Annotated in this window: 11 protein-coding genes and 1 pseudogene; 9 read left to right on the top strand and 3 right to left on the bottom strand. The window is 64.5% G+C overall.

The annotated features are described in order from the left end of the window. The first annotated feature begins 151 nt into the window (after nucleotides 1–151). A complete protein-coding gene (rpsA, locus tag R3D65_RS07585) occupies nucleotides 152–1,849 on the top strand; it encodes a 30S ribosomal protein S1 (RefSeq protein WP_371274611.1) in 1,698 nt (565 codons plus the stop codon). An 88-nt stretch (nucleotides 1,850–1,937) separates the two neighbouring features. Here the strand turns inward: rpsA and R3D65_RS07580 are convergent. Both R3D65_RS07580 and R3D65_RS07575 read right to left on the bottom strand, forming a co-directional pair. Continuing rightward, a pseudogene (locus R3D65_RS07580) lies at nucleotides 1,938–3,914 on the bottom strand (bifunctional 2',3'-cyclic-nucleotide 2'-phosphodiesterase/3'-nucleotidase). Between the two features lie 191 nt (nucleotides 3,915–4,105). Further along, entirely contained in the window at nucleotides 4,106–4,402 is a 297-nt protein-coding gene (locus R3D65_RS07575) for a hypothetical protein (protein WP_371274610.1), read from the bottom strand. 250 nt (nucleotides 4,403–4,652) lie between these two features. Here R3D65_RS07575 and R3D65_RS07570 point away from each other — a divergent pair, with 250 nt between their 5' ends. The 5 genes from R3D65_RS07570 (at nucleotide 4,653) to R3D65_RS07550 (ending at nucleotide 8,534) form a co-directional block, all read left to right on the top strand. Beyond that, complete coding sequence (locus R3D65_RS07570; protein ID WP_371274609.1) at nucleotides 4,653–5,000, top strand: ArsR/SmtB family transcription factor; 348 nt, start codon at nucleotides 4,653–4,655, stop codon at nucleotides 4,998–5,000. Further along, the gene (locus R3D65_RS07565; protein WP_371274608.1) at nucleotides 4,997–5,530 is read left to right on the top strand and encodes an arsenate reductase ArsC; all 534 of its coding nucleotides are present in this window, start codon (nucleotides 4,997–4,999) and stop codon (nucleotides 5,528–5,530) included. The genes R3D65_RS07570 and R3D65_RS07565 overlap by 4 nt, the downstream gene beginning before the upstream one ends. A gap of 55 nt (nucleotides 5,531–5,585) precedes the next feature. Then, nucleotides 5,586–6,656 carry an ACR3 family arsenite efflux transporter gene (arsB, locus tag R3D65_RS07560; protein WP_371274607.1) on the top strand — a complete coding sequence of 357 codons (1,071 nt, stop codon included), beginning with the start codon at nucleotides 5,586–5,588 and terminating at the stop codon, nucleotides 6,654–6,656. 129 nt (nucleotides 6,657–6,785) lie between these two features. Next, entirely contained in the window at nucleotides 6,786–7,760 is a 975-nt protein-coding gene (locus R3D65_RS07555; protein ID WP_371274606.1) for a complex I NDUFA9 subunit family protein, read from the top strand. Between the two features lie 3 nt (nucleotides 7,761–7,763). After that, on the top strand, nucleotides 7,764–8,534 hold the full coding sequence (locus R3D65_RS07550) for a sulfite exporter TauE/SafE family protein (RefSeq protein WP_371274605.1): 771 nt from the start codon (nucleotides 7,764–7,766) through the stop codon (nucleotides 8,532–8,534). Nucleotides 8,535–8,558: 24 nt separating this feature from the next. On the opposite strand, the gene R3D65_RS07545 is transcribed toward R3D65_RS07550, so the two are convergent. After that, on the bottom strand, nucleotides 8,559–9,365 hold the full coding sequence (locus R3D65_RS07545) for an undecaprenyl-diphosphate phosphatase (protein ID WP_371274604.1): 807 nt from the start codon (nucleotides 9,363–9,365) through the stop codon (nucleotides 8,559–8,561). A 166-nt stretch (nucleotides 9,366–9,531) separates the two neighbouring features. Between R3D65_RS07545 and R3D65_RS07540 the strand changes: the two genes are divergently transcribed. The 3 genes from R3D65_RS07540 to R3D65_RS07530 are packed head-to-tail and all read left to right on the top strand — an operon-like array spanning nucleotide 9,532 to nucleotide 12,241. Continuing rightward, entirely contained in the window at nucleotides 9,532–10,224 is a 693-nt protein-coding gene (locus R3D65_RS07540) for a glutathione S-transferase family protein (protein WP_371274603.1), read from the top strand. Continuing rightward, nucleotides 10,224–11,372, top strand: coding sequence for a tRNA epoxyqueuosine(34) reductase QueG (queG, locus tag R3D65_RS07535; RefSeq protein ID WP_371274602.1), 1,149 nt, complete (start codon nucleotides 10,224–10,226; stop codon nucleotides 11,370–11,372). Before R3D65_RS07540 ends, queG begins: the two co-directional genes overlap by 1 nt. Then, nucleotides 11,372–12,241 carry an SDR family oxidoreductase gene (locus R3D65_RS07530; protein ID WP_371274601.1) on the top strand — a complete coding sequence of 290 codons (870 nt, stop codon included), beginning with the start codon at nucleotides 11,372–11,374 and terminating at the stop codon, nucleotides 12,239–12,241. The genes queG and R3D65_RS07530 overlap by 1 nt, the downstream gene beginning before the upstream one ends. Nucleotides 12,242–12,293: the final 52 nt, after the last annotated feature.

The raw sequence follows: 12,293 nt of genomic DNA, 5'->3' as shown, positions 1-12,293 counted from the left end.
TCCGGCATTGTACGTTTCCTTGACGCGCAGTGCCATGAGGGTTCGCCAGAGGCGGCCCGGGATGCTCGATGCAGGCAAACGCAACGCAAACCCCCGGCGCATGCAGCCCGCGCTCCGTAAACCGTCATCCCGCGGGCTCCCAGGAGAAAACATGTCAGATATGAACCCGTCGCGCGACGATTTCGCGGCATTGCTCGATGAATCCCTGCACGACAGCCCGCTCGCGGAAGGCTCCGTCGTCAAGGGCAAGATCACGGCCATCGAAAAGGACATGGCCATCATCGACGTCGGCCTGAAGGTCGAGGGCCGTGTCGCGCTCAAGGAATTCGGCGCCAGGGCCAAGGACGGCGCGCTCAAGGTGGGCGACGAAGTCGAGGTCTATGTCGAGCGCGTGGAAAACGCGCTGGGCGAAGCCATGCTCAGCCGCGAAAAGGCCCGCCGCGAAGAGGCCTGGGTCAAGCTGGAAGAGAAGTTCAACAATGGCGAGAAGGTTGAAGGCGTCATCTTCAACCAGGTCAAGGGCGGCTTCACGGTCGACCTCGACGGCGCCGTGGCCTTCCTGCCGCGCAGCCAGGTGGACATCCGCCCGATCCGCGACGTCACCCCGCTGATGCACAACCCGCAGCCGTTCGAAATCCTGAAGATGGACAAGCGCCGCGGCAATATCGTCGTGTCGCGCCGCACCGTGCTGGAAGAGAGCCGCGCCGAGCAGCGCTCCGAGATCGTCCAGAACCTCGAAGAGGGCCAGGTGGTCGAAGGCGTGGTCAAGAACATCACCGATTACGGTGCGTTCGTGGATCTGGGCGGCATCGACGGCCTGCTGCACGTCACCGACATGGCATGGCGCCGTGTCAACCATCCGACCGAAATCCTCAACATCGGTCAGACGGTCAAGGTGCAGATCATCCGCATCAACCAGGAAACCCACCGCATCTCGCTGGGCATGAAGCAGCTCGAAGCCGATCCGTGGGACGGCATCGGCGGCCGCTACCCGCTTGGCAAGAAGGTCACCGGCACGGTCACCAACATCACCGACTACGGCGCCTTCGTGGAGCTGGAGCCGGGCATCGAGGGCCTCATCCACGTGTCGGAAATGTCCTGGACGAAGAAGAACGTCCATCCGGGCAAGATCCTTTCGACCACGCAGGAAGTCGATGTCGTCATCCTGGAAGTCGATCCGGTCAAGCGCCGCATCTCGCTCGGCCTCAAGCAGACGCTGGAAAATCCGTGGGAAGCCTTTGCCCGCAACCATCCCGTCGGCTCCATGGTCGAGGGCGAGGTCAAGAACAAGACCGAATTCGGCCTGTTCATCGGCCTCGACGGCGATGTGGACGGCATGGTTCACCTGTCCGACCTCGACTGGAACCGTCCGGGCGAGCAGGTCATCGAGGAATACGAGAAGGGCATGGTCGTCCAGGCCCAGGTCCTCGACGTGGACATCGAGAAGGAGCGCATTTCGCTCGGCATCAAGCAGCTTTCGCGTGATGCCATCGGCGAGGCCGCCGCTTCGGGCGAACTGCGCAAGAACGCGATCGTCACCTGCGAAGTGACCGATGTGAAGGACGGCGGCATCGAGGTTCGCCTCGTCGATCACGACATCGACGCCTTCATCCGCCGCTCGGACCTGTCGCGCGACCGCGACGAGCAGCGCCCCGAGCGCTTCCAGGCCGGCCAGAAGGTGGACGCCCGCGTCACACAGTTCGACAAGAAGACGCGCCGCATCCAGGTTTCCATCAAGGCGCTGGAAATCGCCGAGGAAAAGGAAGCCGTGGCGCAGTACGGCTCCTCGGACTCCGGCGCTTCGCTGGGCGACATCCTGGGCGCCGCCCTGAAGAAGCAGGGCGAATAAACCGCCCGGCCTTCAAGGCGATCGAAAACGAAAAGGCCCGGCGGAGACGATCCGCCGGGCCTTTTTCATGCCTCAGAAGCGCGAAGGCCTATAGCGAGATGCGGAAACGGGCGAAGCCGTTGTCGCCGTCGCCGGCCTCCTCGATGGTGACACCCTTGACGTCGGCCGCATACTGGCGGCCTTTCGGCCCGGTGTCGAAGATGACCGTCGCGCCTTCCACCGGTGCAAAGGTCCAGTTGGCATCGGCGGACGGATTGATGGTGCCCTGTTCGACGATATAGCGCACGATCACATCGCGGTTGGTATCCGGCGCGACGAGAACCACGACATCTTCCGTTATACCGGGGAAATTGCCGCCACCGCCCGCGCGGTAGTTGTTGGTCGCGACGACGAATTCCTGCGCCGGATCGACCGGCTTGCCGTCAAACATCAGATCGATGATGCGGCTGGCACCGGGATGGGCGACCTCGCCCTTGGAGGTGTATTTTGCCGGCTGGGTCAGGTCGATGCGATAGGTGACGCCGTCGATCACATCGAAATTGTAGGAAGGGAAATCCGGATTGATCAGCGGCTGGTCAGTCTTGCCGGGTTCGACCTGGTTGAAGATGCCGGCTGACATTTCCAGCCATTCCTTCACCGTCGCGCCATCGACCCGCACCGCGCGCACGGTGTTGGGATAGAGGTAGAGATCGGCGACATTCCTGATGGCAATGGAACCGGCCGGCACGTCGGTGTAATAGTCGGGACCGCCGCGGCCGCCGGCCTTGAAGGGGGCAGCGGCGGAGAGGACCGGCAGGTCCTTGTGCTCGCCTTCCTTGAGCAGGTCCTTCACGTACCAGGTCTGCGCCTTCGAAACGATCTGCACGGACGGATCGTCGGCAACGAGCGCGAAATAGGAGTAGAGTGGCGCGGAGGTTTCGCCCACCGGCGTGCGCACATAGGCGAGCGTCGCCTCGTGCTCGGTCTTCACCGATGCCTCGACATCCGCGCTGCTTTCGACCAGCGGATTGACCTTGCGCTCCACGCGCTCATAGATCGGGCGCGTCTCGACCATGGAATCGATGACTCTTCACGTGTTGCCGTCCCGTTCGATCATCAGGTCGATCAGGCCCATATGCGAGCCCCAGAACCCGGCCTGCACCGCCGGCTTGCCGAACAGGCGCCCCTTGACGGCATCGACGCCCTCCAGACCCTCGAAGCTCTTGCCCGGGAAGACGAGATGCTGGTGCCCGGTAAAGATGGCGTCGATTCCTTCGACCTGGCCCAGGAAAAGCGAGGCATTCTCCATGCCTTTGGCGCGATTGGCGTCAATGCCGGAATGCGACAGGGCGACGACGATGTCCGCGCCCTCCTCCTTCATCTGCGGCACCCAGGCGGCGGCGGCCTCGACGATGTCGCGGGTCATGACGTTGCCGGAAAGATGGCGGGAATCCCAGACCATGATCTGTGGTGGCACGAAGCCGATGAACCCGACGCGAATGGCGTACTCCCTGCCCTCGCCGTCGGTCACCATGCGGTCGAGGATCACATAGGGCCTGAGATAGAGATCATCGTCGCGCGGATTGTCCGCGAGCGCCGTGCCGCGCACGAGATTGGCGCAGACCAGCGGATATCCGGCACCGGCATTGACCTTGTCCATGAAGGACAGGCCGTAGTTGAATTCGTGATTGCCAAGCGTGCCGCAATCGTAGCCAAGCAGGTTCATCGCCTGGATGACCGGGTGCATGTCGCCTTCCTTCATGCCCCGCTCATAGGCGATCCAGTCACCCATCGGATTGCCCTGAAGATAATCGCCATTGTCGACAAGCAGGGAATTGCCGGCTTCCTTGCGGAAACCGTCGATCACGCTGGCGGTGCGCGCCAGGCCCATCGTGTCGTTCGGCTTGTCGGCGTAATAGTCGTAGGGCATGACCGCCACGTGGATGTCGGTCGTCTCCATGATCCGCAGATGCGCCTGGCCGGCGGATGCGCGCGCGGCGAAGGGATGGAGAGCGATGAAGGCAGATGACGCAGCGGCACCGGCCATGAAGGACCGGCGGCTCAGTGAGACAGATAATCCGTGCATGCGAGGGAACTCCCGGTTTCTTGCGACTTCGGCCGACATGCACCCCACCTGTCTTTTGCCGGCGTAGAAGTGTGCGTGTGAATCGGCCCGGAGTCCAGCAGCCGCATGCGACAGGGCGATGACAAAAAAAGCTGCCCGCTTTCGCGGACAGCCTTCTGCATTTCCCGCCGGATCGGTCCGGCCGCTCTTCCCTAGCGGCCTCCGACATCCCTTTCACGGACATTGGGACCGTAGTTCAACTCGGTATCCGTTCCGCTGCCCAGCATCCTGTCGTCGTCATCATCCGGAATGGACGCTGTCGGCATGGTGTCGAGCGGCATGGGCTCGTAAATCGTGCCGTAGTCATACTGGCGTTCTGCAGGACCCTTGTTGTAGCGCTCCTGAACGGCGCTCGAATAGTCGCCATAGAGCTGCGGGGGCTCCTGCGCAAAGGCGACGGGCGAAAAGGCGGCGGACGCGGCAAAGGCTGCCAGAATCAAGCGTTTCATCATTCGACTCCTGTTCTGCTGGTTATTCGATTTCTTCACCGGCCCGTTCGAGCCGGATACAGGGAAGAAACGGGGGCGCCGGGGCCAAGGTTTCAGCCGGGGACGTAAACAGTCGGTCACGAAATGTTTGACGACCCAGGTGTGAACCGGGCCGGCGTGCATGCGTAGGCGGATCATTTTCCCGGCCACGCCCTTGCCGCAACGGTGCATGGCGGCTATAACATTTCGAAATTTCTGGAATCTTCGAATAATGGACAAGTCAGACGCCCTCTCCGCGCTATCCGCCCTGTCGCAGGACATGCGTCTCGACGTGTTCCGGCTGCTGGTGAAATCCGGCAGCGACGGGCTTTCGGCGGGCGATATCGCGCGGCACCTCGATGCCCTGCCCAACACGCTTTCGACGAATCTCAAGGTTCTTGCCCAGGCCGGGCTCGTGCGCGCCGAGCGGCATGGGCGGACCATCGTCTATCGCGCCGATTTCACCGGCATGCGCGACCTGCTCGCCTTCCTGATGGAAGATTGCTGCAACGGGGCGCCGGAGCTTTGCGCGCCTGTCATCGAAGCCGTGACCTGCGGCTGCCCGGAGCAAATGACGTGACATCCAGCCCGATCAACATTCTCATCCTGTGCACGGCCAATTCCGCCCGCTCGATCCTCGGCGAAGCCCTGATCCAGCGGCTCGGAAAGGGCCGCTTCCAGGCCCATTCGGCCGGTTCGCAGCCGCGCGGGATTCCCAATCCGGCCGGTCTGAAGCTGCTGGAAAGCCTCGGCTACGACGTGTCCGGCTTCCGCTCGAAGAGCTGGGACGAATTCGCCGGGGCGGACGCGCCGCGAATGGACATCGTGATCACGGTCTGCGATTCGGCAGCCGGCGAATCCTGTCCGCTATGGCCCGGCGCACCGGTCAAGGCGCATTGGGGCATTCCCGACCCCGCCGGCAAGGGCGAGACGGAGGAAGCGCAACTGGCCGCCTTCCGTGAGGCCTACGACCTGCTGGAAGCGCGGGTTGCGGCGCTGGCCGCGCTGCCCGTCGAAACCATGACCGCAGGCGATCTTTCCGCCGCGCTGGCGCGGATCGGCGCGATGGACGGCGCGACCGCCCTGGCGCGCGCCGGCGGGGAGGGCTGACCATTCGCTCGCAATTCAACCTATTCTTCCCCACCCCGGCTGGAGAAACCAGATCATGACAGATTCAAGCCAGGCGGCACCGTCGCGCGCCATGCCCTTCTTCGAACGCAACCTGTCGCTGTGGATCGCGCTTGCCATCGGCGGCGGCATTGCCCTTGGCGAGATGGCGCCGGACCTGTTCCAGTTTCTGGTGCGGCTGGAATATGCGCATATCAACCTGCCCGTCGCGGTGCTGATCTGGGCCATGATCTACCCGATGATGATCGGCGTGGAGCCATCCAGCCTGCTGCGCGTGGCCGAACAGCCCAAGGGGCTGGTGATAACGCTCCTCGTCAACTGGCTCATCAAGCCATTCACCATGGCCTTCCTCGGCATTGCCTTCTTCAAGGGGGTGTATGCCGGGCTGATCGATGGATCTGCGGCGGACCAGTACATTGCCGGACTGATCCTGCTCGGCGCGGCGCCATGCACGGCCATGGTCTTCGTCTGGTCCAGGCTCACCAACGGCGATCCGAACTACACACTGGTCCAGGTGACGGTGAACGATATCATCATGATCTTCGCCTATGCACCGATCGTTGCCTTTCTGCTTGGCGTCACCGCGATACCGATTCCCTGGGATACGCTGGTCCTCTCCGTCGTCCTCTACGTGGTGATTCCGCTGGCAGCAGGCATCCTGACCCGGCGCCACCTGCTGCGAACCGGGCCGGAGGCGCTCGACCGCTTCGTCGGCCACCTGAAGCCCTGGTCCGTGATCGGCCTTCTGGCAACCGTGGTCCTGCTGTTCGGCTTCCAGGGTGAAACCATCATCGCCCAGCCCATGCTCATCGTGCTGATTGCAATACCGCTGGTTGTCCAGTCCTACGCGATCTTCGCCATGGCCTATGCGGGCGCCTACCTGTGGAAGGTGCCGTTCCGGATTGCCGCGCCCTGCGCACTGATCGGCACATCGAACTTCTTCGAGCTGGCCGTGGCTGTGGCGATCGCCGTGTTCGGACTGTCATCGGGGGCGGCACTGGCAACCGTCGTCGGCGTCCTCGTGGAGGTCCCTGTCATGCTGTCGCTTGTCGCGATTGCGAACCGGACGCGCCACCGGTTTCCCGAAAGCGACGGCAGCGGCACCTGACAACCTGCCGCGCCGCACAAATTGGCCGAATTGCGGCTTTGCCTGCCGGGCAAAAAGGGCTAAACAGCGGGAAAAGGACGCGGCCGCACCGGCCCCGCCCGCCCGCGTTTCGAGCCAGACGGACAGGTCATGACCCAGATCACCCCCACCCCGAAACTCGTCACCATTTTCGGCGGATCCGGTTTTGTCGGCAGGCATACCGTGCGCGCGCTGGCCAAGCGCGGCTATCGCATCCGCGTGGCCTGCCGCCGGCCGAACCTGGCCGGCCATTTGCAGCCACTGGGAAATGTCGGGCAGATCCAGGCGGTGCAGGCCAACCTGCGCAACCGTGCCTCCATCGACCGGGTGATCCAGGGCTCGGACCATGTCATCAATCTCGTCGGCATCCTGCATGAAGGCGGCAAGCAGACGTTCCAGTCGGTGCAGGCCTTCGGCGCACGCGCCGTAGCGGAAGCCGCGCGCGCCATCGGTGCGAGCCTGACGCATGTCTCGGCCATCGGCGCGGACGAGAATTCGCCCGCCGCCTATGCCCGCACCAAGGCAGCCGGCGAGAAGGCCGTGCTTGAAACGGTGCCCGATGCCGTCATCCTTCGCCCGTCCATCGTGTTCGGACCCGAGGACGATTTCTTCAACCGGTTCGCCGAAATGTCGCGCTTCTCGCCCTTCCTGCCGCTGATCGGCGGGGGCGAGACGAAGTTCCAGCCGGTCTTCGTCGGCGACGTCGCGGAAGCCATCGCGCGGACGGTGGAAGGCAAGGTCGAAGGCGGGCGCATCTACGAGCTTGGCGGACCTGAAGTGATGACGTTCCGCGAATGCATGGAGGAAATGCTCTCCGCCATCGATCGCAAGCGCGCCTTCATCTCGGTTCCGTGGTTCGCGGCCCGCCTGCAGGGCAAGCTGCTCGGCCTGCTTCCGAACCCGATGCTGACCGTCGACCAGGTGGAAATGCTCAAGGCCGACAACGTGGTTTCGGAAGCGGCCAGGTCGGAAGGCCGTACGCTGCAGGCTTTCGGCATCGAGCCGCGTGCCGCCGATGCCATCCTTCCGGGCTATCTGTGGCGTTACCGTCCGGCCGGACAGTTCACCCGCAAGGGCGCGGCATAGGGCTTGGACGGACTCGTTTCCCTCCTTCCCGAGACGCTTTCGGGCGGGGCGGCGCTGCTGCTGGTCGCCGCCAGCTTCTTCACGTCCGCCCTGACGGCTGCCTTCGGTGTCGGCGGCGGGCTGTTCATGCTGGCGCTGATGGGGGTGATGATTCCCGTCGCCGCGCTCATCCCCGTCCATGGCGCGGTACAGCTCGGCTCGAACACGGGCCGGGCCTGGCGGCAGCGCGCCCATGTCAACACTGCCATCCTCCTGCCGTTTCTTGCCGGCGCGATCCTGGGGTCGCTGGGCGGGGGCTATTTCGTGACGGAAATTCCCGATGCGGCCATGAAGCTGACGCTGGGGCTTTTCATCATCGCCGTCACCTGGGCGAAGATCCCCGGTTTCGACCGGTTGTCGGGCGCCGGGCTGGCCGCGGGCGGCGGGGTTCTGGGTTTCGTGACCATGCTGGTCGGCGCGACCGGCCCCATGATGGCGGCGTTCCTGTCGAAAATCCTGCCCTCCGACCGCAAGGCCCTTGTGGCAACGCATGCCTTGCTGATGAGCGTGCTGCATGCACTCAAGATCGCGGTGTTCGGGGCGCTCGGCTTCGTCTTCGCCGCATGGGTGCCGCTGATCGCGGCGATGATCGTCACGGGCTATGCCGGCACCCTTTGGGGCACAACGCTGCTGGAGAAAATGCCCGAGGCGCTTTTTCGCAAGGGCTTCCGCATCCTGCTGACGCTGCTGGCCATCGACATGGTCCGCCGCGGCGCCCTGGCCTGGCTGGCATGACGAAGCGGCTTGGCGCCTGGCGCGTCAGCCCCAGACCAGCAAGGCAGCCATGCCGACGCCGCCAACGATGAGGCGCCACCAGCCGAACAGCGCATAGCCGTGCTTCGACACGTAGTCGAGCAGGTAGCGGACCACGACAACGGCGACGAAAAAGGCGGAAACGAAGCCGACGGTGATGATCGGCAGGTCGGCCATGGTGAGAATGTCGCGGTTCTTGTAGAGATCATAGGCGAAGGCGCCGACCATGGTCGGCATGGCAAGGAAGAAGGAGAATTCCGCCGCCGAGCGCTTGTCCGCGCCCAGCAGCAGCGCGCCGACAATGGTCGATCCGGAGCGCGACGTACCCGGAATCATGGCCAGGCACTGGAACAGGCCGATGGCCAGGCACACATGCAGCGGGTAGTCCATCACGTCGGTGTATTTCGGCGTCAGCGCCCAGCGGTCGACCCAGAGCAGGATGACGCCACCGATGATGAGCGTGGTGCAGATCAGCATGGGCGATTCGAACAGCACTGTCTTGATGAAGTCATGCGCCAGCGCCCCGATGACAGCTGCGGGCAGGAAGGCGATCAGGATGCCGGCCACGAAATGCTGCGTGGCGCGGTCGCGCGGCAGATTTTTCAGCATCGTCCAGAGCCGGGCGAAATAGACCGACAGGATGGCCAGGATGGCGCCAAGCTGGATCAGCACCTCGAAGGCCTTGCCGGTCGATTCGAAGCCCAGGAAGTGGCCGGCCAGAAGGATATGGCCGGTCGACGAGACCGGAATGAACTCGGTCAGTCCCTCCAGCAGGCCGAGTGCGAGAGCATCGGCGATTGTCTGGTCGGCCATGGTGGAGGTCTCCGTCTTGCGATCCTTGGCGGCGGACCGGCTCGCTTGTCAGCCGCCCGTGCAGCCCCTATACCCGGAAACGGTTCACAGATCGTATCGCGAATCGTGCGGCGGAGACGAGCCTTATCGCCGAACGCAGAGCAATGCCAGAGCCTCCGGAGCCTGAATGCTGACCCTCTTCCACCATTCCATGATCGCCGGCTGCCGGTATGTCCGACTGATTCTGGGCGAATATGGCGAGGAGATTTCACTGATCGAGGAAAAGCCGTGGGTAAGGCGCAAGGAATTCCTGCAACTCGATCCCGCAGGCACGCTGCCGCTGCTGCTGGCCGAGCATGACGCGCCCATTCCCGGCGCCATGGTGATTTCGGAATATCTGGACGAAACCCGCGGGGCCCTGATGCGCGGCAGGCGACTGTTCGCGGATGACCCGTTCGAGCGGGCCGAAATCCGCCGCGTGTGCGACTGGTATCTCGTCAAGTGCGAGGCGGAGGTCACCCGCCATATGGTGCGCGAACGCGTGTTCAAGCCGATGATGCCGGCCGACCGGGGCGGCGGATCACCGGAGGCGGCGGCGCTGCGCGCGGCGCGCGCCAATGTGCGCCAGCACATGAAGTACACCAATTGGCTGGCCGGCAACCGCAACTGGCTGGCGGGACCGTCGATCACCTATGCCGACATGGCCGCCGGCGCGGCGCTGTCCATCCTCGACTATCTCGGCGAGATCGAATGGAACGACTATCCGGCGGCCCGCGACTGGTATGCGCGGCTGAAATCGCGCCCGGCCTTCCGGCCGCTGCTCGCCGAGCGGGTGCAGGGCCTGCCTCCGGTGTCGCATTACCCTGATCCGGATTTCTGATGACGCGTGACCAGCGCGACGCCGCCGTCCGGCTGACCGCCTTCATCCGCCGCGAGGCGCTGGCCGCCGGTTTCGACGCTGTCGCGATCACCGCGCCCGACAGCATTCCCCAGGCGGGAGCGCGGCTCGACGCGTGGCTGGAGGAGGGCCGCCACGGCTCGATGGCCTGGATGGCGGAGACCGCCGAACGTCGCGCCGCGCCCAGGGCGCTGTGGCCCGATGTGCGCTCGGTCATCGTGCTGGCCATGAATTACGGGCCGGAGCACGATCCGCTGGCCGTGCTATCGCAACGGGACCGCGCCGCGATCTCGGTCTATGCGCAGAACCGGGACTATCACGACATCATCAAGGGCCGTCTGAAGACGATCGCCGGCAAGCTGGCCGCGCGGGCCGGATCGGACGTCAAGGTGTTCGTCGACACCGCGCCGGTGATGGAAAAACCGCTGGCGGAGGCTGCCGGCCTTGGCTGGCAGGGTAAGCATACCAATCTCGTCAGCCGCGCCTTCGGCTCCTGGCTGTTTCTCGGCTCCATCTTCACGACGGCCGACCTGGAACATGACACGCCGGAGGCCGATCATTGCGGCTCCTGCCGGGCCTGCCTGGACATCTGCCCGACGGATGCCTTTCCCGCGCCCTACCAGCTGGATGCACGGCGCTGCATCTCCTATCTGACCATCGAGCACAAGGGCGCAATTCCGCGGGCGCTGCGCCCTGCCATGGGCAACCGCATCTACGGCTGCGACGACTGCCTGGCGGTGTGCCCGTGGAACAAGTTTGCCCGCGCCGCGCATGAGGCGAAACTGAAGGCGCGCGAAGACCTGACCGCGCCACGCCTTGCCGACCTGCTGACGCTTGACGACGCCGCCTTCCGGTCCATGTTTTCCGGGTCACCGGTCAAGCGCATCGGACGCAACCGTTTCATCCGAAACGTGCTGATTGCCGCCGGGAACAGCGGCGATGCCTCGCTCGTGCCTGCCGTGGAGAAACTGCTTCACAACGATGCGGCGCAGGTGCGCGCCATGGCGATCTGGGCACTCGCCCGGCTTGGCGGGCGGGACCGGCTTCAGGCGATGGCCGAAAGGCTGGCCGGGGACACGGATGAAGACGTGCGGGCGGAATGGGCGCTCGCGATGGAGGGCGAAGGGTAATGCGGCTTTTCCTGTTCGGCGCCGGCTATTCCGGCAAGGCGATTGCCCGTGCCTTCGCGGGCGGCGCACGCTGGATCGTCGGCACGACACGCTCTGAAGACAATTTCCCCGATCTCGAAGCAGCACATGTCGAACCCTATGTCTTTGCCGGTTCGGCAGACGATGTGGGCCTGCTGCCGCTGGAATACATGACGCATGTGGCCGTCACGATCCCCCCGGACGAGGACGGCTGCCCGGTGCTGCGGACGGCCGGCAAGCTGCTCGAAGAACACATGCCGGCGCTTTCCTGGGTGGGCTACCTGTCGACCGTCGGTGTCTATGGCGACCATGGCGGCGCGTGGATCGACGAGACGGCGCAATGCCGGCCATCAGCGGCGCGATCCCATCGGCGGCTGAAGGCGGAGGAACAATGGCGTGCCTTCGGCGCGCGCACCGGCATACCCGTCTCGATCATGCGTCTGCCCGGCATTTACGGGCCGGGGCGCAATGCTTTGGCGACCGTGGCCGAGGGCAAGGCGCGCCGGCTGGTCAAGCCCGGCCAGGTGTTCAACCGGGTGCATGTGGACGATATCGGACGGGCCGCGCTGTTCCTGGCGCGCAACAGGGCCGGCGGTATCTTCAACGTCACCGATGACATGCCGGCACCGCCGCAGGACGTGATCACCCATGCCTGCGGCCTGATGGGCGTGACGCCCCCGCCGGAACAGGATTTCGAGACAGCGCAGCTTACCCCCATGGCGCGCTCCTTCTATGGCGAGAACAAGCGCGTTTCCAATGCGAAGCTGAAAGGCATGGGCTTCGAGCTTGCCTATCCCGATTACCGCGCCGCGCTGGATGCGATGTGGGCGGACGGGAGCTGGCGCGGCTGAAGCGCGCGACTTCGTCGTGGAAGCGGATCGTGATAGGCTTGCGATCACTTTC

Origin of the sequence: Zhengella sp. (genome assembly GCF_041397485.1) — a bacterium.
In the GTDB taxonomy this organism is placed as follows: Bacteria; Pseudomonadota; Alphaproteobacteria; order Rhizobiales; family Rhizobiaceae; genus Zhengella.
This window is presented reverse-complemented; position numbering and strand designations above follow the sequence as displayed.